The following is a 25,088-nucleotide window of genomic DNA, read 5'->3' on the forward strand; positions in this document are numbered from 1 at the left end:
GGGCTCTTTCGAGTGACGGGTCCTTGGCCCGTTACCTTACCGCCGCTCGTTGTGGGGGCCGTCACCACCGGGGAACGCGCCCTGCGGGGGCTCGCCGCCGAACGGGTTGGGGCCGCCGGGCAGAGGCTGCTGACCGCCCTGGGGCACCGCGTGCATGGCCGGCGCACCCGAGGGGCCGCCCGACATGACCGGGAACCCGCCGCTGCCCTCCGCCGAGACGTTCAGCTCGGCGAGCTGGTTCTCCAGGTAGAGCTTGAGACGGCTGCGGTATTCGCGCTCGAAGCTGCGCAGCTCCTCGACCTTGCGCTCGAGCTCGTCACGGGTCTGGACGAGGGAGCCCATCGCCTGGCGGTGCCGCTCCTGGGCGTCGCGCTCCAGCGTCTCGGCGCGGGCCCGGGCGTCACCGATGACCTGCTCGGCCTGGCGGCGGGCCTTGGTGAGGATCTCGTCGGCCTCGCGGCGGGCGCGGGTCACGGTCTCGTCCGCCTCCCGGCGGGCGTCCGCGATGGCCTGGTCGGCCGTCTGCTGGGCGAGGGCGAGCACGCGGGCCGCGGTGTCCATGTTGTCTTCGGCGGGCGGCATGTTCATGCCCACCGGGACCGGCTGCGGCTGCTGGTGCGGCTGGTGAGGCTGCTGGTGAGGCTGCTGGTGAGGCGGCTCGGGCGCGCGCATGGGCTCCGGCTGGGGCGCCATCATCTCGGGCTTGGGCTGCTCCTGCACCGGCGCGGAGGCCATGGGCATGTTCATGCCACCGGGCACCTTGCCGCGCATGCACTCGGATAGCTTGGCGCGCAGCTCTTCGTTCTCTTGGATCAAGCGGTCAAGCTCAGCCTCGACTTCGTCAAGGAAGGCGTCGACCTCTTCCTCGTCGTAACCCGGTCGAAGCCGGGTCGTACTGAACTGCTTGTTCCGCACATCAGCGGGCGTAAGCGGCATTTTTGGTCTCCTTGGCGCGCTTGCAGTCTGTCCGGAGGGACGGTAACCCGAATCACTTCAGCGCGGACACGAGTTGGATCATGACCGGTGCCCCGCGGGCCCCGTCAAGGACCGAAGGATCTCGCGATGTTCAGCAAGATCACTACGACGATGAAGAGGACGGTGAAGCTTAGGTCAAAGGCCACCGTACCCAACCGGAGCGGGGGAATGAAACGGCGGAGGAACTTGAGAGGCGGGTCGGTCGCGGTGTACATGACCTCCGCCAGCACGAGCACGACCCCCTGGGGCCGCCACGAGCGGGAGAACGCCTGCACCATCTCGAAGACCATCCTGCCGATGAGAAGCAGCATGTAGAGAGACAGGGCTACGACCAAGATCTGGCTGACTATCCCCACGGTCCGGCCGCGCCTCCACTTCTGCTGTGCTTCCCCGGTCTCTGTGGGACCTGGGTGAGTCCGAATGACATACAGAGACTCTAACTCTGGTTGAAGAACCCGCGTTCCGCGATTCGAGCCTTGTCCTCGGCGGTCACCTCGACATTGGCAGGGGACAACAGGAACACCTTGTTGGTAACACGTTCAATGCTTCCATGTAGGCCAAAGACCAGACCTGCCGCGAAATCGACGAGCCGTTTTGCGTCGCTGTCGACCATCTCGGTCAGATTCATGATGACGGGGGTGCCGTCACGGAAGTGCTCGCCGATGGTTCGGGCCTCATTGTACGTGCGCGGGTGGAGGGTGGTGATCCGGGCCAGGTCGGTGGTACGACGCTCCAGGACGGTGGTGGCCGGCCTCGGCGCCGGGACGGACGGGTCGGCGTCCTCGTCCCGGTCCTGCACCGTCACGGGACGATCGTCGCCGGTGCGCTGCACGTCGTCGTCGTACGGGTAGTCGTCAGGGTAGGTCTCGTACCTCTCGTAGCGGTCGTCCTCCACGAGACCGAGGTAGACCGCCATCTTGCGCATCGCGCCGGCCATCGCTACGTCGTCCTCCTGCTCATGGTCGCACTCGCTCGGGCCTGTCGCCGGGTCCGAGGCGGTAGCCGTACCCCCTTGGAGCTCACCGCTGATCGACCTCTACCGGATCATGGGCCTGAAGACCCACTTGAGGGGACATTACCTGACGAAGAGCTTCCGACGGCCGAGCAACGCCGTACCGACCCGTACGTGTGTCGCGCCGCAGGCGATGGCCTCGGCCAGATCGTCGCTCATGCCCGCCGAAATCATCGTGGCACGCGGGTGCCTCTCCTGTACGGCCACCGCGACATCACGCAGCCGCGCGAACGCCTTGGCCGGATCCTCGCCCAGCGGCGCCACCGCCATGACGCCGCCGAGCCGCAGCCCGGGAGCCTCGGCGATCAGGTCGGCCAGCGCCGGGACGTCGGCCGGCACGACTCCGCCGCGCCCCGGGTCGTCGTCCAGGGCCACCTGCACCAGGCAGCCGACCTCCCGGCCCTGCTTGACCGCTTCCTTGCTGACGGCCTCGGCCAGCCGGGGCCGGTCGACCGAGTGGATCACGTCGGCGTACCGCACCACCGAGCGGACCTTGTTGGTCTGCAGCTGGCCGACGAAGTGCCAGGTGAGCGGCAGGTCGGCGCACGCCTCGGCCTTGGGCGCGGCCTCCTGGTCGCGGTTCTCCCCCACGTCGCGCACGCCCAGCCCGGACAGGATCCGGACGTCGTCGGCCGGGTAGGTCTTGGTCACCGCGATCAGCGTCACCTCGTCGCGGCCCCGCCCGGCCGCGCGGCACGCCTCGGCGATCCGCTCGTCCACCTCGGCCAGGCGCGAGGCGATCTCGTCCTTCCGCACGCCTCTCCCTCCCGTCAACTCATTCTCCCCCCGTACGCCCCGGGCCCGGGGCCACAGGCCGGGCGCGGGCGCGACTTTCGCTCACACAACGCGCCCCGACGGGCGCTCCCGCTCCGCTCTGGGCGAAGGGGCCCCGACATGGCGGCGCCGCTCCCCGTACCCGCGCGGAAGGCGCGGAGGCGGAGGGAGCGGCGGTCGGGTGGGGCGTTACTTGAGGAAGTCGGGGACGTCCAGCTCCTCCTCCTGCTCCTCGAAGACGACCGGACGACGTTTGCCGGGCTCCGACATGCGGGAGGTGATGGGCGTGGGCGGGTTCGTGGGCTCCGGAGTGGGGCGCGGGATGGAGACGGGGCCGGAGGGCCCGTCAGCGGGCGTCTCGCCGGCCACGGAGGCGGCGGACGACGGGGCGGGGTCCTGGACGGTCTCCGCGGGGCGCACCGGCTCGGGCCGGGGCTCCGGTGCCGGCTCGGGGCGCGGCTCCGGACGCGCCTCGACCCGCGGCTCCGGACGCGGCTCGGGCCGGAAGTCCGGGCGCGGCTCCGGCCGGGCCTCCTGGCGGAAGTCCGAGCGCGGCTCCTGGCGGAAATCGGAGCGCGGCTCCGTACGCGGCTCCTGGCGGAAGTCGGAGCGCGGCTCGGCGCGCGCGGGCTCCGGCTTGGGCGGGGTCGGCGCGCTGGAGCGCAGCCCCGACGGCGGCACGCTCGACGCGCCCGTGCCGGTGGCGGGCCGGGTCTGCGGGCGCGGCGGCGCCTGCTTGTCGTTCTGCGGCACGTCGTCGAAGCCGGCCGCGATCACGGTGACCCGCACCTCGTCGCCGAGCGCGTCGTCGATGACCGTGCCGAAGATGATGTTGGCGTCGGGCGCGGCCGCCATGGAGACGAGCTGCGCCGCCTCGTTGATCTCGAACAGGCCGAGGTCGGAGCCGCCCGCGATCGACAGCAGCACGCCGTGGGCGCCGTCGATGCTGGCCTCCAGCAGCGGGCTGGAGACCGCCATCTCGGCCGCCGCCACCGAGCGGTCGTCGCCGCGCGCGTGGCCGATGCCCATGAGCGCCGAGCCGGCGCCGGACATGACGGACTTCACGTCGGCGAAGTCGAGGTTGATCAGACCGGGCGTGGTGATCAGGTCGGTGATGCCCTGCACACCGGAGAGCAGCACCTGGTCGGCGGCCTTGAAGGCGTCGAGCACGCTGACCTGCCGGTCGGAGATCGACAGCAGCCGGTCGTTGGGGATCACGATGAGGGTGTCGACCTCGTCGCGCAGGGTCTCGATGCCGGCCTCGGCCTGCATCGCCCTGCGGCGGCCTTCGAAGCTGAAGGGCCGGGTGACCACACCGATGGTGAGGGCGCCCAGGGAGCGGGCGATGTTGGCCACCACGGGCGCGCCGCCCGTGCCGGTGCCGCCGCCCTCGCCGGCCGTGACGAAGACCATGTCGGCCCCCTTGAGGACCTCCTCGATCTCCTCGCGGTGGTCTTCGGCGGCCTTGCGGCCGACGTCGGGGTTGGCCCCCGCGCCGAGTCCGCGCGTGAGCTCGCGGCCCACGTCCAGTTTGACGTCGGCGTCACTCATCAGCAGCGCCTGGGCGTCGGTGTTTATCGCGATGAACTCGACGCCCTTGAGTCCCTCCTCGATCATCCGGTTGACGGCGTTGACTCCGCCGCCGCCGATGCCGACGACCTTGATGACCGCGAGGTAGTTCTGCGGTGCTGCCACGACGAGGGGCCTTTCCGCTCGTTGACTTGCCATTTCGGTGCGGATTGTCTCCGCGTCTTGTCAGTTCGGGTAACTCTCAACCTCAAGTTGAGATTTAGATTTATGTCAACCTGAGGATTGATACGGACAGTAGGAGTTACGCTCCGGGCGGGTCAACTAACCGCGCCGCAAGCACGTCCGGCGTGTCGCGGGCTGTCCGATTCGCTCTGCCGTCTTGCCTGGTGGGGCACTCCCTGCCGCACTTCCCGATCTACAGGCTCTCACGTCGGACGGGCTGCCCGGCACAGGCTCGGCGACGCGCCGGACGGGAAGTCGCCGCCTTTCCCGGGTACGCGTGATGCTTCGCGGGGTCTTATCCGGAATGAGATCACTTGAGGGTCACCACGTCCGGAGAGCTCACGTCGTACACCTCGGCCTCGCGCTTCAACAGGCTCTGCAGGATGCGCGCCTTGGCCTCGGGACGGTCGGGGCCGCCCCAGATGACGGTGCGCCCGTCGGACAGGCCCAGCGTGACGTCCTCCCCCGTCGTCGCGCTGACCTTGCGGACCCGCCCGGACAGGCCGGCGGGCAGGCCGCGGACCACGTCCAGCGCCGCCATGGTGGCCGGGTCGCGGGCGGCGGGCCTGGCCACCTCCAGCACCGGCAGCATGGGCGGCGCGACGTCGCGCAGCTCGATGACCACGCCGGTCTTGTCGATCACCGCGATCTTGCCGCCGGCCTGGATCTGCGCGACCGGCTCGCGCTCCACCACCTCGATCCGGAGGGTGGCGGGCCAGACGCGGTCGACCTTGGCGGAGGCGACCTGGCGGATGCCGCGGACGCGGCCCTCGACGTGGGCCAGGTCGACCGTGGCGAGCGGATGCAGCTCCGGCACCGCCGCGGCCTTCCGGATCACCTCGGGGGCTAGTGTGACATTTCCCACGATCTCCACGTTCCGGACACCGAGCACCGGCGAGAAGAACACCAGCCAGGCCGCCGTGCCCACCACGCCGGCGGTGAGCAGGACCAGGAAGATCTTGCGAGCGGTCACCGCGCCCCCGGCTCAGCGCGCCAGCGCGGCGACGATCCGCGGCCCCAGCTCGGTGACGTCGCCCGCGCCCATGGTGAGCACGAGGTCACCCGGCCTGGCCCGCCCGGCCACGAGGTCGGGCACCGCGGCCCGGTCGGGCACGAACGCCACGCGCTCGGCGGGCAGCGGGACCTGACCCGCCACCAGCGCCCCGGACACGCCGGGCTCGGGATCCTCCCGCGCCCCGTACACGTCCAGCACGATCGCCTCGTCGGCCAGCCCCAGCGCCGCGCCGAACTCCCCGGCGAAGTAGCGGGTGCGCGAGTAGAGGTGCGGCTGGAAGATCGCGATGACCCGGCCGTCGCCGGAGTAGGAGGCGACCACGTCACGCGCGGCCCGCAGGTCGGCGGCCAGCTCGGTCGGATGGTGGGCGTAGCTGTCGAACACCACGACCCCGCCGGCCTCGCCCTTGGCCTCGAAGCGCCGCTTGGCCCCGGTGAAGGCCGCCAGACCGTCTCTGATCTCCTCGAACGGCAGACCCAGCTCGTCGGCCACGGCGATCACCGCGGTCGCGTTGAGCGCGTTGTGGGCCCCGGGGACGGCCAGGCGGACCTCGCCCTTGCTGGAGCCGGGCCCCTCGACCGTGAACACGGTGCCGAACCCGTCGGGTCTGACGCCGGTGACGCGGTAGTCGCCTTCGGCGCCGTACGTGATCACACGCTTGCCCCGGCGGCGCGCCACCTCGGCCACCTCGGCCGCGCCCGGGTCGTCGGCGCAGACCACGAGGAGCTCGCCGACCCGGTCGACGAACCGGGCGAAGCTGTCGTGCACGGCCCGGGGGTCGCCGTAGTTGTCGAGGTGGTCGGCCTCCACGTTGGTCACCACGGCGATCTCCGGGGCCAGCATCAGGAAGGAGCCGTCGCTCTCGTCGGCCTCGGCCACGAACACCTCCCCGGAGCCCTCGTCGGCGCCCAGCCCGGTCGTGACGAGCTGGCCGCCCACGCAGTAGGACGGGTCGGCGCCGCACTTCTGCAGGGCGACGGTGAGCATCGAGGTCGTGGTGGTCTTGCCGTGGGTGCCGGCGATCGCCACGCCGGTGCGGCCGGACATCACGGAGGCGAGCGCGGCGGCCCGCGGGATGACCCGCAGCCGCTGCTTGAGCGCCTCGCCCAGCTCCGGGTTGGAGTCGCGGATGGCGGTGGACACGACCACGGTGTCGACGTCCTTGATGTGCGAGGCGGCATGGCCGATGTGCACGGTGGCGCCCAGCTCGCGCAGCTCGGTCACCAGGTCGCTGCTGCGGGCGTCGCTCCCGGACACGCGCACCCCGCGCTTGAGCAGGATGCGCGCGATGCCGGACATGCCCGCCCCGCCGATGCCGATGAAGTGGACCCGGCCCAGTTGTCCGGCGGCGACGGGATCGACCAGCTTGACGAGACTCATCGGACTATCTCCAACACTTTCCTGGCTAGCGTGATGTCCGCGTCCTTCATGCCCAGCGCCGAGGCGGCCTCAGACATGACGGCCACCCGTTCGGGGTCGTGCAGGAGGGGCAGAACGTGATCAATGATCCAATCAGATGACAGCTGGGCGTCGTCCACCAGCATGCCGCCTCCGCCCGCGCTGACGCGCTCGGCGTTCATCCGCTGCTCGCCGTTGCCGTGCGGGAGCGGGACGTACGCGGCGGGCAGGCCGACGGCGGTCAGCTCGGCGCAGGTGACCGCGCCGCTGCGGCACAGCGCCACGTCGGCGGCGGCGTAGGCGAGGTCCATCCGGTCGAGGTAGGGCAGCAGGACGTACTGGGGGTCGCCGGGCGGCGGCTCGTGCTCCACCGTGTTCTTGGCGCCCACCACGTGCAGCACCTGCACCCCGGCGGCGCGCAGGGCGGGGGCGGCGGCCAGCGCGGCGTCGTTGATCGACCGGGCGCCCTGGGAGCCGCCGAACACCAGCAGGGTCGGCCGGTCGGTCTGGAGACCGAACCAGGAGCGGGCCTTGTCGCCCATGGACAGCCGGTCGAGCTCGACGATCTCGCGGCGCAGCGGGGTGCCGATGTAGGCGGCCCTGGGGATCGCGGCGCCGGGGAAGCCGGTGAAGACGTGGTCGGTGAGCTTGGCGCCGAGCCGGTTGGCCAGGCCCGGCTTGGGGTTGGCCTCGTGCACCACGATGGGCACGCCGCGACGCTTGGCGGCGAGGTAGGCGGGGGTGGCGACGTAGCCGCCGAAGCCGACCAGGACGTCGGCCCGCACCCGGTCGAGGACGGCGGCGACCGCGTTGACCGCCCCGGCCAGGCGGCCCGGGACCGTCAGCAGCTGCGGCGTGAGGGCTCTGGGCAGCGGCACGGCGGGCACCAGCTCCAGGTCGTAGCCCCGGGCCGGGACGAGCCGGGTCTCCAGCCCGCGCTCGGTGCCGACACAGGTGACGCCGATGCCGCCGTCGAGGCGGCGCAGCGCGTCGGCAAGGGCGAGCGCCGGCTCGATGTGTCCGGCCGTCCCACCACCGGCGAGGACCACCCTCATGTCGGTCACTCCCTAACGTCTTCCTCGGCCTCTGGTCATACCCCCCAGGCCAAGCCAGCTTAGGGCCCGGACGGCCGGTCCGGGGCCACGCGCGGCGAGAGCTTCACGCGCTCCCGGCTCCCGCTTGGCGAACGACAGCAGCATGCCGAGCGCGGCGAGGGTGGGCAGCAGCGCGGACCCGCCGTAGGAGACCAGCGGCAGCGGGATGCCGGTGATCGGCAGGACCCCGAGCACGGCCCCCATGTTGACGATCGCCTGGCCGACGATCCAGGCCACGACCGCGGTGGAGACCAGCCGGACGAACGCGTCGTTCACCCGGGACGCCACCCGCAGCCCCGCGTACCCCAGCAGCCCGAACAGCGCGACCACCAGCAGCGTGCCCATCAGCCCGAGCTCCTCGCCGAGCACGGCGAAGATGAAGTCGCTCTCACCGTGCGGCAGCCAGTCCCACTTCTGCCTGCTGCTGCCGAGCCCGAGCCCGAACCAGCCGCCGGAGCCCATCGCGATCTGCCCCTGCACGGCCTGGTAGCCGGCCCCCTGAGCGTCGGCCCACGGGTCGAGGAAGGCCCCGACGCGGGCCAGCCGGTACGGCTCCACGGTGATCATGATCACGGCGGCCAGCACGGCTAGCGACAGGATGCCGCCGAACAGCTTGACCGGCGCCCCCACCACCCACAGCAGCGCCAGGAAGATCAGGAACAGCACGAGCGTGGTGCCGAGGTCGCTGCCGAGCATCACCAGGATCGCCAGGATCGCGACGCCGGGCAGCAGCGGGATCAGCATCTGCCGCCATTCGATGCGCCCCTTGCGCGCCCGCCGCGCCAGCAGGTCGGCGCCCCACAGCGCCAGCCCGAGCTTGGCCGGCTCGGACGGCTGGACGGTGAACGGGCCGAAGTAGATCCACCGCTGCGCGCCCAGCTCGGACGAGCCGATGAACAGCACCAGCACCAGCGCGATGATCGACAACGCCATCAGCGGGTAGCCCATCCAGCGGAAGAACCGGTACGGCAGCCGGGTGAAGAACCACATGATGGGCAGGCCGACGGCCGTCGACAGCGACTGCTTGATGAACCACGAGAACGGGCTGCCGGTCGCCTGCATCGCCTCGATGCTGGAGGCCGAGAGCACCATCATCAGCCCGAGCGCGAGCAGCAGCAGGCTGCACCCGAGGATCAGGTAGTAGGTGGCCAGCGGCTTGTCGAGGAGCTCCTTGAGCGTGCCGAGCTGCTCGCGGGCCCAGCCCGACGGATGCTGCGTCGCGGCCGGCCTGGCGCGCTCCTCGCGCTCGCCGCGTTCCTCGGTGGCGGTGCTCACGTGCCCGCCTCCAGGGCGCGTACGGCTCGCGCGAAGGCCTCCCCTCGGGCCGGGTAGCCGGGGAACATGTCCAGGGACGCGCCCGCCGGGGAGAGCAGCACGGTGTCCCCCGGGGAGGCGAGGCGGGAGGCTTCGGTGACGACACGGTCCATCACACCAGTGTCCTGACCATCGACGGTCACGACGGGGACATTCGGCGCGTGTCGCGCGAGAGCTTCGGCGATCGCGGCCCGGTCGGCGCCGAGCAGCACGGCCCCGCGCAGCCTCGGCGCGGCCTGCTCGACCAGTTCGGCCACGTCGGCGCCCTTGAGCTGGCCGCCGGCCACCCACACGATCGACGGGTAGGACGCCAGCGCGGCCGCGGCGGCGTGCGGGTTGGTGGCCTTGGAGTCGTCCACGTAGTCGACCTCGGCGACCCGGGCCACGTGCGCGAGCCGGTGCGGGTCGGGGGTGAAGTCGCGCAGTCCCTGCCGTACCGCCTCGGCGGGCACGCCGAACGAGCGGGCCAGCGCGGCGGCGGCCAGGGCGTTGGCGACGTTGTGCGGCGCGAGCGGGCGCACGTCGGCGAGCGTGGCGAGCTCCTCCGCCGCCGTCACGGGGTCGGGGACGAAGGCGCGGTCGATGAGCAGGTCCTCGACCAGGCCGACCTGCCCGGGGCGAGGCGCGCGCAGGGTGAAGCCGACCGCGCCCGGGTAGGGCGAGGCCAGCCTGGCGGACTCCGGGTCGTCGGCGTTGTGGACGACGGTGCCGGCCCGCTCGAAGAGACGGCCCTTGGCCTGCGCGTACGCCTCCATCGAGCCGTGCCAGTCGAGGTGGTCGGGCGCGACGTTGAGCACGGCGGCGGCGTGCGGGGCGAGCGTGGCCGACCAGTGCAGCTGGAAGCTGGACAGCTCGACCGCCAGCACGTCGTACGGTTCGCGCACGGCCTCCACGACGGGCACCCCCACGTTGCCGACGGCGGCGGCCTTGTGGCCCGCGGCGGTCAGCATCGCGGTGAGCATGCGCACGGCGGTGGTCTTGCCGTTGGTGCCGGTGAGGGCCAGCCACGGGGCGGGCTCGGCCGGACGCAGCCGCCAGGCCAGCTCCACCTCGCCGACCACCTCGACCCCGGCCGCGAGCGCGGCGGCGATCAGCGGGTGGTGCGGCGCCCAGCCGGTGGTGACCAGCCGGGTGGCGCCCTCGGGCAGCGCCGGCGGCCCGAGGCGGACCTCGACGCCGCGGCCGGACAGCTCGGCGGCCGCGGCCAGCTGGCGCTCGCCCTCGCCGGACTCCACGACCACCACGCGCTCGCCCCGCCCGGCCAGGGCCCTGGCCACCGCGGTGCCGGAGACGCCGAGGCCGGCCACGCAGGTCAGACCCGTCACTTGGGCATCCACTCGACGTAGAACAGGCCGAGCCCGAGCGCCGCGCACAGGCCGGCGATCAGCCAGAAGCGGACCACGATCGTGGTCTCGGCCCAGCCCTTGAGCTCGAAGTGGTGCTGCAGCGGCGCCATCCGGAAGACCCGTTTGCCGGTCATCTTGAAGAAGCCGACCTGGATGATCACCGACAGGGTGATGACCACGCACAGCCCGGCGAGGAGGATGAGCAGCAGCTGGGTGCGGGTGGCGATGGCCAGGCCGGCGAGCACGCCGCCGAGGGCCAGCGACCCGGTGTCGCCCATGAAGATCTTGGCAGGGGGCGCGTTCCACCACAGGAAGCCGACGAGCGCGCCGAGCACCGCGGCGGCCACCACGGCGAGGTCGAGCGGGTCGCGCACCCAGTAGCAGTTGGGGCCGAGCTGGTCGATGCAGTTGTTGCGGAGCTGCCAGTTGCCGATCAGGACGTAGGCGCCGAGCACCACGCCGGTGGCGCCGCTGGCCAGGCCGTCGAGGCCGTCGGTGAGGTTCACCGCGTTGGAGAACCCGACGATCATGATGAGCACCCAGATGGTGAACCCCACGATGCCGATCGACGGGCCGAAGTCACGCAGGAAGGACAGGCGGGTGTCGGCGGGGGTGATCTGGTAGATGTTCGGCTGCTGGGTGACGAGCACGGCGAAGATCGCGCCCACGATCAGCTGGCCGAGCGCCTTGGCGCCGCTGCGCAGGCCGAGGCTCCGCTGCTTGTAGATCTTGATGAAGTCGTCGAGGAAGCCGACGGCGCCGAGCCCGGTCATCAGGAACAGCACGAGCAGGCCGGAGGCGGTGGGCGACTCCAGCATGGCCAGGTGGGAGGCGCCGTAGGCGATGAGCGAGGCGAGCACGATGACGGTGCCGCCCATGGTGGGGGTGCCGCGCTTGCCGTGGTGGCCGGACGGGCCCTCCTCGCGGATCTCCTGGCCGTAGCCGCGCCTGGAGAACAGCCGGATGGCCAGAGGGGTGCCGAGCATCGAGAGGATGAGGCCGACGGCGCCGGCGATGATGATGTTGGTCACCGGCCCGCACCTCCCAGCAGCAGCTCGGCGGTGCGCTCCAGCCCCATCGCGCGCGGGCCCTTGACGAGCACGACGTCGCCGGGCCGCAGCCACGGGCCGAGCTCGGCGGCGGCCGCCGCGGCGTCGGGCACGTGGACGATGCGCGGCAGCGGCGTGCCCGGGGGCCCGCCGCGCCGGGCCTCTTCGGCACCGGCGTGGGCGCCTTCCAGCACCGGCCCGGCGTCAGGACCGGCCACGACGAGCCCGGCCAGGCCGCAGACGCCGGCCAGCCGGCCGACCTCGGTGTTGAGCGCCACGCTGTCGTCGCCCAGCTCGCGCAGGGAGGCGATGACCGCGAAGCGGCGCCTGCCTCGCCCGAGCACGGCGAGGGTCTCCAGCGCGGCGCGCATCGAGTCGGGGTTGGCGTTGTAGGCGTCGTTGACGATCGTCACGCCGTCGGGGCGGTCGGTGACCTCCATCCGCCACCGGCTGACCGGCTCGGCGGCCGACAGCTCCTCGGCGATGGCGGCGACCGGCAGGCCCAGCTCGTAGCCCGCCGCGGCGGCGGCCAGCGCGTTGTCGACCGCGTGTCCTCCGTACAGCTTGAGCGTGACGGGAGCGGCGCCGGAGGGGGTGCGGAGCGTGAACGAGGCCCGCCCGCGCTCGTCGGCGGTGACGTCCTCGGCGCGGATGGCCGCCTGCTCGCTCCGGCCGAACGTGGTGACGCGCGCGTCGGTGCGCGCGGCCATGGCGCTGACCATCGGGTCGTCGGCGTTGAGCACCGCGACGCCGTCGGCGGGCAGCGCCTCGACCAGCTCGCCCTTGGCCTTGGCGATGGCCTCCTTGCCGCCGAACTCGCCGATGTGGGCGGTGCCGACGTTGAGCACCACGCCGATCGTGGGCGGGGCGATGCGGGCCAGGTCGGCGATGTTGCCGATGTGGCGGGCGCTCAGCTCCAGCACCAGGTAGCGGGTGTCGTGGTCGGCCTTGAGCACGGTGAGCGGGTGGCCGATCTCGTTGTTGTGGTTGCCGGCCGGGGCGATCGTCGGGCCGATCCTCGTGGTCAGCCGGGCGAGGAGGTCCTTGGTGGTGGTCTTGCCCGCCGAGCCGGTGACGCCGATGACGGTCGCCTTCGGCAGCGACGCGGCCTGCGCGGTCGCCAGCTCGGTCAGCGCGGCCGTGGTGTCGGGCACCACGACGGCGGGCGCCTCGACGGGGCGGCCGGCCAGCACCGCGACGGCGCCGGCCCGCACGGCCTGGGCCGCGTAGTCATGGCCGTCGACGCGCGCGCCTCTGAACGCGACGAACAGGGATCCAGGCTCCACGGCCCGCGAGTCGATCACGACGGGGCCGCGCACCACGGCGCGGGGGTCGGCCATGCCCGACAGCGCGCCCGAGGTTATCTCGGCGATCCTGGCCAGAGGCAACGGGATCATTCGTGCTTCCTGCTTTCCTTACGTGCGTCGATCGCGGCGGCGACCACCTCCCTGTCGTCGAAGGGGATCACCTCGCCTGAAACGTACTGGCCCTGCTCGTGGCCCTTGCCTGCCACGACTATGACGTCACCGCGCGAGGCGCGGTTCACCGCGAGGTCGATGGCGGCCGCGCGGTCGGGCTCAATGATCACATGAGCGCGCTCCTCGCGCGGCACGCGCAGCGCCCCCTCCATCATCGCGGCCAGGATGGCCAGCGGATCCTCCGAGCGAGGGTTGTCGCTGGTGAGAACCGCCACATCGGCCAGGCGAGCCGCCGCCTCACCCATGAGCGGCCGTTTGCCCTTGTCGCGGTCGCCGCCGCAGCCGAGCACGACGGTGAGCCGGCCCGCGGTCACCTCGCGCAGCGAGAGCAGCACCGACTCCACCGCACCGGGTTTGTGCGAGTAGTCGACGACGGCCTGGAACTCGTCGCCTGAGCCGGTCACGCGTTCCATGCGGCCGGGCACGCCGGTGAGCGTGCCGATGCCGTGGACCGCGGTCTGCAGCGGCACCCCCGCCTCCACCAGGGTGACGACGGCGCCGAGCGCGTTGGCGACGTTGAACGGGCCGGGCAGCGCGATCTGCGCGTCGGCCTCGACGCCGCCGGGGCCGACGATCCGGAAGGCGCTGCCGTCGGCGCCCAGCCGGGCGTCCAGCGCCCGCCACTCGGCGCCGGGGTCGCCCTGGGCGGAGAACGTGGTCATCGGCACCTTGGCCAGGCGCAGCAGCTCGCGCCCGTACCGGTCGTCGACGTTGGTGACGCCGACCCGGCTCAGCTCCGGCTGGAACAGCCTGGCCTTGGTGGCGAAGTAGTCGTCGAAGTCGCGGTGGAAGTCGAGGTGGTCCTGCGAGAGGTTGGTGAACAGCGCCACGTCGTAGAAGACCCCGTCGACGCGGTTGAGCGCGAGCGCGTGGCTGGACACCTCCATGGCCGCGGCGGTGACACCCCGCTCGCGCATGAGCGCGAACAGGCCGTGCAGCTCCGACGCCTCCGGGGTGGTGAGCCTGGACTCGAAGCACAGGTCGCCGGCGTGGATCTCGACGCCGCCCACCAGGCCGGTGCGGTGACCCGCCGCGCGCAGCCCTGCCTCCAGCAGGAACGTGGTGGTGGACTTGCCGCTGGTGCCGGTGACGCCGAGCACCGTGATGTCCTGGACCGGGCGGCCGTAGACCCAGGCGGCGACCTGGCCGAGCAGGGCCCGCGGATCGGGCACGACGAGCACCGGCAGGCCGGTGGCGACGGCGGCCTCGCGGCCGGCCGCGTCGGTCAGGATCGCCACCGCGCCGCCCGCCATGGCCTCGGCCGCGAAGTCGGCGCCGTGCGCGCGCTCACCGCGCAGCGCGACGTAGAGATCTCCGCGCCGCACCTGGCGGGAGTCGTGGGTGACACCGGTCAGCGCGGCATGCGGCGACCGCGCGGTGCCGGTCTCGGCATCGAGCATGGCCGCCAGCGCGGTCAGCGGGCGCGGCGGACTGTTCGTCGGACGCATGGACGACGGGGGACGCACTGCGGAAGCGTATCCTTCCCGGTCACTGCTCCGCGCGTGCGCGCGCCGAGGACGCGGCCGAGCCTGTAGGCGGGATCTTCCTGCTCTTGAGAGCGAACGTCATCACATCCTTGAACACCGGGGCCGCGAGCTGCCCGCCGTAGTGGCCGTTCTTCGGGTTCTGCAGCACCGACAGCACCACCAGCCGGGGCGCGTCGGCGGGCGTGAAGCCCACGAACGAGGCGGTGTAGCCGTCGTAGCGGCCGAGTTCGGCATCGTAGCGGTTCGCGGTGCCGGTTTTGCCCGCCACGCGGTAACCCGGGATGGCGGCCAGCTCGCCGGTGCCCTCCTCGCCGACCGCGGCCTCCAGCATGGCGGTGATCTCCTTGGCGGTGGCCGTGCTGATGACCCTGGTCTTCTTGGCGGGGGCGGCGGGCGTGAACGTGCCGTCGGGGGCGGTGGCGCCCGCCACCACCCTCGGCTCGATCTTGACGCCGCCGTTGGCGATCGTCTGGTAGACGCTGGCCATCTGCAGCGCGGTCACGGACACGCCCTGACCGTACGCGACGGTGCAGCTCTGGCTGCCCGACCACTTGTCGTGGTGCGGCAGCAGGCCCGCCTCGGCGCCCGGCATGTCGGCGCCCGGCTTGCCGCCGAACCCGAACGCCTTGAGCATGTCGTACAGGCCCTTGCTGCCGACCTTGCGGGCCGCCATGACAGTGGCGACGTTGCTCGACTGGGCCATGGCCTGGGCGAAGGTCATGTCCTGCGGCGGGTGCGGGTGCGCGTCGCGCAGCACCCGGTCGTAGCACTGGATGTAGTCCTTGACGTGGAAGACCGTCTCGGGATCGACCACGCCGGCCTCGATCGCGGCCGCCGCGGTGATCACCTTGTTGGTGCTGCCCGGCTCGAAGACGTCGGAGGCGGCCCGGTTCAGGTAGCGGGACTGGGGCTCGTTCCGCCAGTTCGCCAGGTCGAGCTCGGGGGCGTTGGCCATGGCGATGACGTCGCCGGTGCGCACGTCCATGACGATGACGGTGCCGCTGGCCGCGCCGGCCGACTCGACCTGCTCGGTGATCGCCCGCTGGGCGGCCCACTGGATGTCGCGGTCGATCGTCAGGCGGACGTCGCTGCCGTCGACGGGAGGCGTGCGCTGGCTGCCGGTCATCGGGATGCGCTGCCGGTCGCGGCCGGTCTCGATCTGCAGCTCGCCGTCGCGCCCGGCCAGCACGGAGTTCTTGACCTCCTCGATGCCGCTCAGGCCCTCCTTGTCGTCGCCGACGAACCCGATCAGGCTGCCCGCCAGGTCGCCGCCCGGATAGACGCGGCGGAAGGTGCTGGTCGCGACCAGCGACGGCACCGGCTCCTCGAGCAGCCGGTCGGCCACGGTCGGGGCGATCCCCCTGGCCAGCAGCTGGTAGCGGGTGTCGGTCTTGGCCAGCTTGGCGGCCATGTCCTCCACCGGCCTGCCGAGGTGGCGGGCGAGCAGCGAGGCCACGGCCTGCCTCGCCTCGGCCGGGATCTTGGTCGGGTCGATGGAGATGTCGCGCGCCTCGACGGTGTGCGCCAGGTCGTGCCCGTTGACGTCGGTGATGGAGCCGCGCTTGGCGGGGATCTCCTCGACGTGCAGGCGCTGCCTGGTGGCCGCGGCCTCGTACACCTTGGAGTCGAGGCCCTGCATCTGGATCAGCCGGCCGGCGAAGATCGACAGGATGAAGGTCATGCCGATGAGGCCGATGCTGATGCGCCGCCGGGGGTTGCCGAGGCGGAGCACGAGCGGCGGCTTCGGCGGCGGGGGCGGCCTGCGTCCGCCGCCCCCGGCACGCGGCCGCGGCCCTTCCTGCGGGCCCCGCCGGGCGCCGTCGCCCGCCCGGCCGCCCGCGCCGTCGCGGACGCCCCCACGGCCGCCCGCGTCCGTCCCGGCGCGCCCGCTCGCCCGCGCCTCGGCCCGTGGTCCCTCGCCGTGGCGGGCGCGTCCCGGCTCCTCGTCCCTGACCCGCCGTACGGGGTTGTCCTCCGCGGGGGTACGCCGCGCCGCCCGGTCGTCGCGGCCCCGCGCGTCGCCGTCACCCCTGGACCGGTCGCGCAAGGGCGGCCGTACGCTGTCGGACGGCCTTCTGCGGAACGCGTCGTCCTGCCGCTCATCGGCGTCCCGCTGGGCCCGCCCGCGCGGACCGGCGTCACGCGGCGGGTCGGCTTCCCCGCGACGGAACCTCTCACCGGCGCGCGGCCCGTCCGGCTCGTCATCCCCCCTGCGGAGCCTTCCTCCTCGGACGGACCGGCCGTGCGGGTCCTCCGACGGCACGCCACCGCCCCGACGCGAACCCGCCCCACGACCCTCCTTGGAAGGGTCCCCCTGACGGGACCCGGCACCACGAACGGGGCGTCCCTCATCACGAGGGTCACTCCCGCTCCGGCGGGAGCTCGCCCCGCGGACGGGACGGTCGTCCTCGGGGAGGTCTTCGTCGCGGCGGGGGCGTGCCTTGGGGGTGTCCGCCGATGACGGGTCGCCGCCGGGCGCGCGGGCGCCGCGCGGGGAGCGGCCACGGGTGCCGTCGCCCGAGGGCCGCCCGGAGCGGCCGCGCCGGGGTTCGTCCTCGTCAGGGAGGTCGTCCTCACGGCGGGATCTGCCCCGCTGAGGAGACCGTCCCGCGGACGGGTCGTCGCGGCGGCCCTTGCCGGGGGTCTCGTCGTCGTCGGCCCCCCGTGTCCGCGGGGTGTCGCCGAAGGGCAGGTGGAAGGGGTCGTCGGAGGACGAAGGCCGGCCCGTGCCGTCGGAACGGGCCGGACCGCCCGTCCGTCCCGCCCGTCCGGGGCCACCGGGCGTACGACGAGCGGCGCCGGGCCCTCCTTGAGAGCCGGCGCCGCTTCCGCCACGACCGGGGCCTTGCCCCCTGCCGCCGGAATCCCTCACCGTCCTGAGCCCACCTGACCGGTGGCGGAGCTGTCGTAGGTGTTGACCCGGTCCCAGTCGCGCCGCAGGCCGAGGTCCTCGGCCCGCTCGGCGACCCGGCCGGGCAGCTTCTCCTCCTCGATGCGCCGCTGCAGGTCCTCGTTCTGCTGGCGGGCGTCGGAGATCTCGTCGACCAGGGTGGAGGCGGTCATCGAGTCCTGCGCGAGGACCGTGTTGAGCAGCAGCAGCGTGACCAGGCCGCCGCAGAGCAGCCCGACGACGAGCAGCACGAACGGGGTGCGCTGACGCCGCCCGGGCCGCCCGGGCCGCTTGGCCGCGACGCGCCTCGGACGCGCCTCCTCCGGCCGCGGCCCGCGCACGCCTGGCCGCGTCCGCCGCGGCTCGGTGACGGTCCGCGACCCGCGCACCCCGGTCTCGGCCGCGCGAGCGCCGGCCTGCGCACGGGCGGCGCCGTCACGGACGCCGGTCGCGCCGCGCGCACCGGTCTCACCGCGAAGGCCGGTCGCCCCGCGGACGCCGGTCTCGCCGCGCGCGCCGGTCTCCGTACGGGCGCTCTCCGCGCGGGCGGACGCCGGGCGGGCCGCGCGGGGCGGCTGCTCGTCGTCGGCACGCGGGCGGCGCCTGGCCGTGTCGGGGCGCGGCTGCGGCACGGGCTTGGCCGGGTGCGGCGGCTCGGGCCTGCGCTGGCCGGTCTTGGCCCCAGTCGTGGGCACAGCGCCGCGGACGGGCGCGCCCCGCCTGGTCTCCTGCTCAGTCCTGGTCGTCAACACGGATCCTCTCTGCGGCCCTGAGCCGGGCCGAAGCCGCCCGCGGGTTGCGGGCCAGCTCTTCTTCGCTCGGGAGCTCGGCTCCCTTCGTCAGGATGCGGAACCGCGGCTGGTGAGCCGGCAGCGGGACGGGCAGCCCGGGCGGGCTGGTGTCCCTGGTCCGCGCGGTGAGGACCTGCTTGGTGAGCCGGTCCTCCAGCGAGTGGTAGGAGAGCACGACGACTCTCCCGCCCAGCGCCAGCGCGTCGAGCGCGGCGGGCAGCGCCACCTCCAGGGCGGCGAGCTCCGCGTTCACCTCGATGCGCAACGCCTGGAAAGTCCTTTTGGCGGGGTTTCCCCCGGTGCGCCGGGTAGCGGCCGGGATCGCGTCCCTGACGAGGTCCGCGAGCCGCTTCGTCGAGGTGATGGGCTCCTTGGCCCTGGTCTTGACGATGAGGTTCGCGACCCGGGACGCGAAGCGTTCCTCGCCGTAGTCGCGCAGGATCCGGGCCAGGTCGCCCGCGGAGTAGGTGTTGACCACCGCCTCCGCCGTGAGCTCCTGCCCGGTGTCCATCCGCATGTCGAGCGGTGCGTCATAGGAATAGGCGAAGCCGCGCGCCGCCTCGTCCAGCTGCGGGGAGGAGACACCGAGGTCGAACAGCGCCCCGTCGACGGTCGTGCGACCGGCTCGGGCCAGCACGTCGCTCAGCTCGTCGGACGAGGCGTGGACCAGCGTGGTGCGCCCGGCGTACGGCGCGAGCCTGCGCGTGGCGTACTCGATCGCGAAAGGGTCGCGGTCGATGCCGATCACGTGCAGGGAGGGGTGCGCGGCGAGCAGGGCCTCGGTGTGGCCGCCGAGCCCGAGGTTGGCGTCGACGACGACGGGGGCGGGACCTGACGCGGACGCGGCGATCGCTGGCTCCAGCAGCTCCAGAACGCGTCCGAGCATGACCGGAACGTGACCGGTCGTACCGGCGTCGTCGTGCATCTCCACCCCCCTTTCGCGTCCTGGCTCGCGGATGACGCGGCCGGCCGATGTGTCGGTTCATCCGTGGGTCCCCACCCCGGCGCCGCCCGGCCAGGTCCCCATCCGCACCCTCTTCGTGGACGCCTGCCATCTGACACCGGGGAAGGTGCATCAGCTGACCGGCAGTGGTTGCGGGTGGAGACCTCGCCGAACGACATCTCCGACGGCTCGACCGTTATTTACAAGATCCCTGGCAACACCTCCTCGGACAGGTCGGCGAACGCCTGCTCCTGCGCGTTGAGATAGGTGTCCCACGCCTGCGCGTCCCAGATCTCCAGCCGGGTGTTGGCCCCGATGACCACGCAGTCACGCTCCAGGCCGGCGTACTGCCGCAGGCCCTGCGGGATGGTGACGCGCCCTTGCTTGTCTGGTTTCTCGTCGGACGCACTGGCGAAGAAGACGCGGCTGTAGTCACGCACCGCCTTGGCGGTGACCGGGGCGGTGCTGAGAGCCTCGGTAATGCGCTGGAACTCCTCCACGGGAAAGACGTAGAGGCATCGCTCCTGGCCTTTGGTGATCACAAGACCCTCCGCCAGCTCCTCACGGTACTTAGCCGGCAGGAACAGCCGTCCCTTGTCGTCCAGACGCGGGTGATGGGTGCCGAGGAACATCGGCGCCACCTCCCGTGCCTCGTGAAGCGCTCGGCGCTGGTGCACCGCGCTCTCCACTGCGCACCACCATACTCCACTTCTCCCCACCGTCAACTGATTCGAACCTTCTTCACCCCTCACCTGCGCCGCGTTACCGCAGGTCAGCGTGGTGGGGGTGGCGTGGGGGCGCGGAAGCGGCCGTGGCGTGCCCGTGGGCGTGTCGGGACGCGATCACCCCGGCCCATAAGCGTCCGCGCGCCGGGAGGGGGCGGAGGTGGGGGAAAGTGGTGCGCCGGACTGCCCGGAGTGTTACGGCATTCGCACCTCTATGGGACAAGAACACGAACACCCTCAGGCTTCTCTGGAATATCCACAAAAGTCGCCCAGGAACCCACAGAGTCGTAGGGTCGTACAGATAATGGAAAACAATGGCATGCCTCCCGCAATGGCGACCATGCGCGAGGTGGCCGGTCGCACTTCGCATGGAGGCCCGGTGGCAGTAACCCATGACGTCCCCCACCAGCTCGGGGAGCTGGTAACCACCGCTCACCGCATTCGCGAGGCCATCGAATCGGTGATCGAGGGGAAGGGTGACGCCGTCCGACTCACGCTGACCGTGTTGCTCGCCGAAGGCCACTTGCTGATCGAGGACGTCCCCGGGGTGGGAAAGACGATGCTGGCCAAGGCGCTGGCTCGGTCGATCGACTGCCCGGTGCGCCGGGTGCAGTTCACCCCCGACCTGTTGCCCAGCGACATCACCGGTGTGAGCGCGTACAACCAGCAGACGCGTGAGTTCGAGTTCAAGCCTGGGCCGGTGTTCGCCAACATCGTGGTGGGCGACGAGATCAACCGTGCCTCCCCCAAGACCCAGTCGGCGTTGCTGGAGTGCATGGAGGAACATCAGGTCACCGTCGACGGGCACACCTATCCCTTGGACGCCCCGTTCATGGTGATCGCGACGCAGAACCCGATCGAGATGGAAGGCACCTATCCCCTGCCCGAGGCGCAGCGTGACCGGTTCACCGCCCGGGTGGCGATGGGCTACCCGGAGCCGACGGCCGAGTTGGAGATGCTCGACGTGCACGGCGGCACCTCGCCGCTGGACAAGCTCGAGCCGGTGGCCACGACGGCCGAGGTGCGCGCGCTGATCGAGGCGGTGCGCGGGGTGTACGTGTCGCAGCCGGTCAAGAAGTACGCCATCGACCTGGTGGTGGCCACCCGCCACTCCCCCGATCTGCGCCTGGGCGCCTCGCCCCGGTCCACGCTGCAGCTGGTGCGCGCGGCGCGGGCGCACGCGGCGCTGGCCGGGCGTGACTACGTGATCCCGGACGACCTGCAGGACCTGGCCGTCCCGGTGCTGGCGCACCGCCTGCTGCCCAGCGTGGAGGCCCAGGGCCAGCGGCGGCTGCCGGAGCAGGTGGTGATGGAGCTCGTCAGGCGCGTCCCGGTGCCGGAGACCCGGGCCTCGTGAGAGCGGGACTACGGGCGCTCACCTCCAGGGGGCGGTCGTTCCTGGCGTCGGGTGTCGCCGCGCTGCTGATGGCGTTCCTGCTGGGCGAGAACGACCTGTTCAGGATCGGCCTGCTGGTGGCGGCGCTGCCGCTGCTGGCCGCGCTGGTGGTGGCGCGTACGCGCTACCGGCTGAGCTGCGCCAGGCGGCTGTCCCCCGCCAGGGCGGAGGCCGGCGGCGAGGCGACGGTGACGCTTCGCCTGGAGAACGTGACCAGGCTGCCCACCGGCCTGCTGCTGATCGAGGACACGGTCCCGTACGCGCTGGGCGTGCGGGCGAGGTTCGTGCTGGACCGGGTGGAGCCGCGCGGCGTCCGGGAGATCGACTACCGGGTCCGCTCGGACCTGCGCGGCCGCTACCCCATCGGCCCGCTGTCGGTGCGCATCGCGGACCCGTTCGGGCTGGTGGAGCTGGCCCGCTCGTTCACCATCACCGACACGCTGGTGGTGACGCCGAAGGTGGTGCCGCTGCCGCACGTGCGGCTGTCGGGCGAGTGGACCGGCGGCGGCGACAGCCGCACCCGGAGCGTGGCGGCGGCCGGTGACGACGACGTGGCGCCCCGCGAGTACCGGCAGGGCGACGACCTGCGCCGGGTGCACTGGCGCTCGACGGCCAGGCACGGCGAGCTGATGGTGCGGCGCGAGGAGCAGCAGTGGCAGAGCCGCGGCGCGCTCCTGCTCGACACCCGTAAGTACGCGCATCGCGGCGAGGGACCGCGCTCGTCGTTCGAGGTGGCGGTCTCGGCCGCGGCCTCGATCGGCGTGCACCTCTCCCGTGAGGGCCTGGGCCTGCGGCTGGTGACCGACCAGGGGCCCGAGCACCTGACCGACACCGGCCTGAGCTGGTCGCTGCTGGACACGCTGGCGATGGTGCGCGGGTCGTCGGCGCGCTCGCTGGAGATGGGCGTCTCGGCGCTGCGCGCGGGCGGCGGCGACGGCCTGATCGTCGCGGTGCTCGGCTCGCTCGACGCCGAGGAGGCCAGGGAACTGGCTCGGTTGAGGCACAGCGGCATCACCGGAGTGGCGGTGCTGCTGGACGTGGACACGTGGAACGGGCAGGAGCCGGAGTCCAGTGAGGAGTACCGGGCGGTGCAGACCGTGCTGGCCGGTTACGGATGGCGGATCGTCCGGCTGCCCGCCGGGGTGTCGATCGCGTCCGTGTGGCAGGACGCGGGCAGCCGCGGCCGGTACGCGCTGAGCGGAGGTTCGTCTTCATGAGGCTCTCGATCGCCGCCGCGGTGGCGACCTTCTCCGCCGCGATCCTGCTCTACCCGCTGTTCGAGGGCGGGGGCTGGTTCTGGGGCTCGCTCGGCGCCGTCGTCGCGGTGCTGCTGGCGAGCCTGATCAGCGGCCGGCTGTCGCTGCCGTCGTGGGCGGCGGCGCTGCTCGACGTGGGCGCGCTCGGGATCTACCTGACCGTGGCGTTCGCGGGCGAGGAGGCCTGGGCGCTGTTCGTGCCGACCACGGACTCGGTGCGGGAAGTGGTGGGGCTGCTGGTCACCGGCTGGGGCGACATCCAGCGGTACGCGGCGCCGGTCCCGGCGAACGAGGCGATCACGCTGCTCACCACCGGCGGCGTGGGCCTGATCGCGATCATCGTGGACCTGTTCGCCACCAGGCTGCGCAAGGCGGCCCTGGCCGGGCTGCCGCTGCTGGCGCTGGCCACGGTGCCGGCCACGATCCTGACGGACCCGATCAGCTGGCCGGCGTTCATCATCGCGGCGCTCGGGTTCACCAGCCTGCTCATCGCGGACGGCCGCGAGCGGGTCGGCCAGTGGGGCCGGGCGGTGCTGGTGCGCCGGACCCGGACGACCTCGGCGGACCTGCGGCCGGGGGCGAGCGCCGACACCAGCGGGCTGCGCCTGTCGGGCAAGCGCATCGGGTTCGCCGCGATCGCGCTGGCGGTGGTGGTGCCGGCACTGTTGCCCGCGATGGAGCCGGTCTCGTTCTTCACCTTCGGCGTGGGAGGCAGCGGATCCGGCCGGGGCAACTCGATCAGCATCCCGAACCCGATCGCGAACCTGAAGGGCCAGCTGGAGCTGCCGGAACAGCGGGTCGTCCTCACCTACGCCAACACCGACAACAAGCCCCGCTACCTGCGCATCTACTCGCTCGACACCTTCGACGGCGACCAGTTCGGCATGACACAGCCGGAGGGCGCGCCGGAGAACCGGACGGACAACGGCCCGCTGCCGCCGCCGCCGGGCCTGGGCGGGGGCGTGAAGCTGAACAACGTCCGCAGCTCGATCACCATCAGCGACGAGATCGCCAAGCTGTCGTTCCTGCCGCTGCCGTACCCGCCGCGGGAGATCCGCGTCGACGGCGACTGGCGGGCGGACGTCGCCACCCTGATGGTCTTCTCCACCCGCGACACGGCCGCGGGCCTGGAGTACGAAGTGGCGACCACCGAGCCGGCGCCCACGGCCAGGGAACTGGACGCGGCGCCGTCCACCCGGCAGGGCATCGACGAGCGCTACCTGGCTCTGCCGGACGACCTGCCGGAGGAGATCAGGGACCTGGCGCGGGAGGAGACCCGCGGCGCCCGGACGGCCTACCAGGCGGCGGTGCGGCTGCAGGAGTTCTTCACCGACACCGGCGGCTTCGTTTACAGCCTGCGCACCCAGGGGCACAGCAACTCGGCGCTGTCCGACTTCCTGCTGCGCAGCCGGGCCGGCTACTGCGAGCAGTTCGCCGCCTCGATGGCGGTCCTGGCCCGGGTCGTCGGCATCCCGTCGCGGGTGGCGATCGGCTACACGGGCGGCACGCAGATCGGCGGCCTGTGGACGGTGGCCACGAACGACTCCCACTCCTGGCCCGAGCTGTACTTCGAGGGCGTGGGCTGGCTGCCGTTCGAGCCGACCCCGGCGGGCACGCTCGGCCAGGGCAGCGCCCGGGTGCCGGACTACACGCAGCCGCCGTCCGACCCCGCCTCCGACCCGAGCTCGCCGACGCCGGACCAGACCGCCGCCAGCGGCGCGGAGGAGGACCTGGGCCCGCAGAACCGGCAGAACGTACGGGAGCTGGACCGGGAGGCGCTGCTGGCCAACGGCGGGCTGCCGCCTGAGGAGACGACGCCGCTGGCCGCCCAGATCGGCATCGGCGCCGCGATCCTGCTGCTGGTGCTGCTGATCCCGGCCGCGGTCCGGCTGGTCACCCGCAGCAGGCGGGTCCGGACCCTGGGCTGGAAGGTGTCGCAGCCGTCGGACGAGGTGACGGCGAAGGTCGTGGCGGGCCGCTACCCGGCGGTGGCGGCGGCCTGGGCGGAGCTGGACGACGCGCTGTACGACTACGGGATGGCGCGCGAGCCCAGCGAGACGCCGCGCCAGCTGGCGCGGCGGCTGACCGAGCAGTACGAGTTCGGGGCCGAACCGGCGGCGGCCGTCTCCGCGATCGCCTCGTCGGTGGAGCGGGTGCTCTACGCCCGGGAGCCCGGGGAGATCCCGCCGATGAGCGGGGACCTGCGCAAGGTGCGCAAGGCGCTGGCGGCGACCGTGTCACGGGCCCGGAGGATCCGGGCGGTGCTGCTGCCCCCGTCGACGATGCGGCGGTTGCGGCGCATGGGCGAGGGGCTGCTGGACGGCTTCGACCGCCTGGAGAACATCAGGCTGCGGAGGACGGCAGCGCAGAAGGGCGCGTGAGGGTCTGAACCG

Annotated in this window: 20 protein-coding genes; 3 read left to right on the forward strand and 17 right to left on the reverse strand. The window is 72.6% G+C overall.

The features are described 5' to 3' along the window. Nucleotides 1-36 precede the first annotated feature (36 nt). The 17 genes from ACGFI7_RS16515 to mraZ form a co-directional block, all read right to left on the reverse strand. A complete protein-coding gene (locus ACGFI7_RS16515; protein WP_393404896.1) occupies nt 37-936 on the reverse strand; it encodes a DivIVA domain-containing protein in 900 nt (299 codons plus the stop codon). A gap of 104 nt (nt 937-1,040) precedes the next feature. Then, nucleotides 1,041-1,331, reverse strand: a complete 291-nt coding sequence (locus tag ACGFI7_RS16520; protein WP_393404898.1) for a YggT family protein — start codon at nt 1,329-1,331, stop codon at nt 1,041-1,043. Between the two features lie 80 nt (nt 1,332-1,411). After that, complete coding sequence (locus ACGFI7_RS16525) at nt 1,412-1,912, reverse strand: cell division protein SepF (RefSeq protein WP_393404901.1); 501 nt, start codon at nt 1,910-1,912, stop codon at nt 1,412-1,414. A 138-nt stretch (nt 1,913-2,050) separates the two neighbouring features. Next, nucleotides 2,051-2,743 (reverse strand): YggS family pyridoxal phosphate-dependent enzyme, encoded by a 693-nt coding sequence (locus ACGFI7_RS16530; protein WP_393404903.1) that lies wholly within the window; start codon nt 2,741-2,743, stop codon nt 2,051-2,053. 207 nt (nt 2,744-2,950) lie between these two features. Further along, nucleotides 2,951-4,456, reverse strand: a complete 1,506-nt coding sequence (ftsZ, locus tag ACGFI7_RS16535; RefSeq protein ID WP_393404906.1) for a cell division protein FtsZ — start codon at nt 4,454-4,456, stop codon at nt 2,951-2,953. Nucleotides 4,457-4,823: 367 nt separating this feature from the next. Continuing rightward, on the reverse strand, nt 4,824-5,486 hold the full coding sequence (locus tag ACGFI7_RS16540) for a cell division protein FtsQ/DivIB (protein WP_393404907.1): 663 nt from the start codon (nt 5,484-5,486) through the stop codon (nt 4,824-4,826). A 12-nt stretch (nt 5,487-5,498) separates the two neighbouring features. After that, nucleotides 5,499-6,908, reverse strand: a complete 1,410-nt coding sequence (gene murC / locus ACGFI7_RS16545) for a UDP-N-acetylmuramate--L-alanine ligase (RefSeq protein WP_393404909.1) — start codon at nt 6,906-6,908, stop codon at nt 5,499-5,501. Next, entirely contained in the window at nt 6,905-7,981 is a 1,077-nt protein-coding gene (gene murG / locus ACGFI7_RS16550; RefSeq protein WP_393404911.1) for an undecaprenyldiphospho-muramoylpentapeptide beta-N-acetylglucosaminyltransferase, read from the reverse strand. Before murG ends, murC begins: the two co-directional genes overlap by 4 nt. Nucleotides 7,982-7,993: 12 nt before the next feature. Then, nucleotides 7,994-9,295, reverse strand: coding sequence for a putative lipid II flippase FtsW (gene ftsW / locus ACGFI7_RS16555; RefSeq protein WP_393404914.1), 1,302 nt, complete (start codon nt 9,293-9,295; stop codon nt 7,994-7,996). After that, nucleotides 9,292-10,650: a UDP-N-acetylmuramoyl-L-alanine--D-glutamate ligase gene (murD, locus tag ACGFI7_RS16560; protein ID WP_393405689.1), complete on the reverse strand. Its 1,359-nt coding sequence runs from the start codon at nt 10,648-10,650 to the stop codon at nt 9,292-9,294. The genes ftsW and murD overlap by 4 nt, the downstream gene beginning before the upstream one ends. A gap of 5 nt (nt 10,651-10,655) precedes the next feature. Continuing rightward, on the reverse strand, nt 10,656-11,711 hold the full coding sequence (mraY, locus tag ACGFI7_RS16565) for a phospho-N-acetylmuramoyl-pentapeptide-transferase (protein ID WP_393404917.1): 1,056 nt from the start codon (nt 11,709-11,711) through the stop codon (nt 10,656-10,658). After that, nucleotides 11,708-13,126, reverse strand: a complete 1,419-nt coding sequence (gene murF / locus ACGFI7_RS16570) for a UDP-N-acetylmuramoyl-tripeptide--D-alanyl-D-alanine ligase (protein WP_393404919.1) — start codon at nt 13,124-13,126, stop codon at nt 11,708-11,710. The genes mraY and murF overlap by 4 nt, the downstream gene beginning before the upstream one ends. Further along, entirely contained in the window at nt 13,123-14,655 is a 1,533-nt protein-coding gene (locus ACGFI7_RS16575) for a UDP-N-acetylmuramoyl-L-alanyl-D-glutamate--2,6-diaminopimelate ligase (RefSeq protein ID WP_393404922.1), read from the reverse strand. Before ACGFI7_RS16575 ends, murF begins: the two co-directional genes overlap by 4 nt. A gap of 40 nt (nt 14,656-14,695) precedes the next feature. Next, nucleotides 14,696-16,741, reverse strand: coding sequence for a peptidoglycan D,D-transpeptidase FtsI family protein (locus tag ACGFI7_RS16580; protein ID WP_393404924.1), 2,046 nt, complete (start codon nt 16,739-16,741; stop codon nt 14,696-14,698). An 821-nt stretch (nt 16,742-17,562) separates the two neighbouring features. Continuing rightward, complete coding sequence (locus tag ACGFI7_RS16585) at nt 17,563-18,333, reverse strand: hypothetical protein (RefSeq protein WP_393404926.1); 771 nt, start codon at nt 18,331-18,333, stop codon at nt 17,563-17,565. Next, nucleotides 18,317-19,300, reverse strand: coding sequence for a 16S rRNA (cytosine(1402)-N(4))-methyltransferase RsmH (gene rsmH / locus ACGFI7_RS16590; RefSeq protein ID WP_393404929.1), 984 nt, complete (start codon nt 19,298-19,300; stop codon nt 18,317-18,319). The genes ACGFI7_RS16585 and rsmH overlap by 17 nt, the downstream gene beginning before the upstream one ends. A 218-nt stretch (nt 19,301-19,518) precedes the next feature. Next, nucleotides 19,519-19,950, reverse strand: a complete 432-nt coding sequence (mraZ, locus tag ACGFI7_RS16595) for a division/cell wall cluster transcriptional repressor MraZ (RefSeq protein ID WP_393404931.1) — start codon at nt 19,948-19,950, stop codon at nt 19,519-19,521. A gap of 433 nt (nt 19,951-20,383) precedes the next feature. On the opposite strand from mraZ, the gene ACGFI7_RS16600 reads away from it, so the two are divergent. The 3 genes from ACGFI7_RS16600 to ACGFI7_RS16610 are packed head-to-tail and all read left to right on the forward strand — an operon-like array spanning nt 20,384 to nt 25,076. Further along, nucleotides 20,384-21,400 (forward strand): AAA family ATPase, encoded by a 1,017-nt coding sequence (locus tag ACGFI7_RS16600; RefSeq protein WP_393405691.1) that lies wholly within the window; start codon nt 20,384-20,386, stop codon nt 21,398-21,400. After that, nucleotides 21,397-22,656, forward strand: a complete 1,260-nt coding sequence (locus tag ACGFI7_RS16605; RefSeq protein WP_393404933.1) for a DUF58 domain-containing protein — start codon at nt 21,397-21,399, stop codon at nt 22,654-22,656. Before ACGFI7_RS16600 ends, ACGFI7_RS16605 begins: the two co-directional genes overlap by 4 nt. Then, nucleotides 22,653-25,076 carry a transglutaminaseTgpA domain-containing protein gene (locus ACGFI7_RS16610; protein ID WP_393404935.1) on the forward strand — a complete coding sequence of 808 codons (2,424 nt, stop codon included), beginning with the start codon at nt 22,653-22,655 and terminating at the stop codon, nt 25,074-25,076. The genes ACGFI7_RS16605 and ACGFI7_RS16610 overlap by 4 nt, the downstream gene beginning before the upstream one ends. Nucleotides 25,077-25,088 lie beyond the last annotated feature (12 nt).

Origin of the sequence: Nonomuraea sp. NPDC048826 (assembly GCF_043198225.1) — a bacterium.
Classification (GTDB): Bacteria; Actinomycetota; Actinomycetes; order Streptosporangiales; family Streptosporangiaceae; genus Nonomuraea.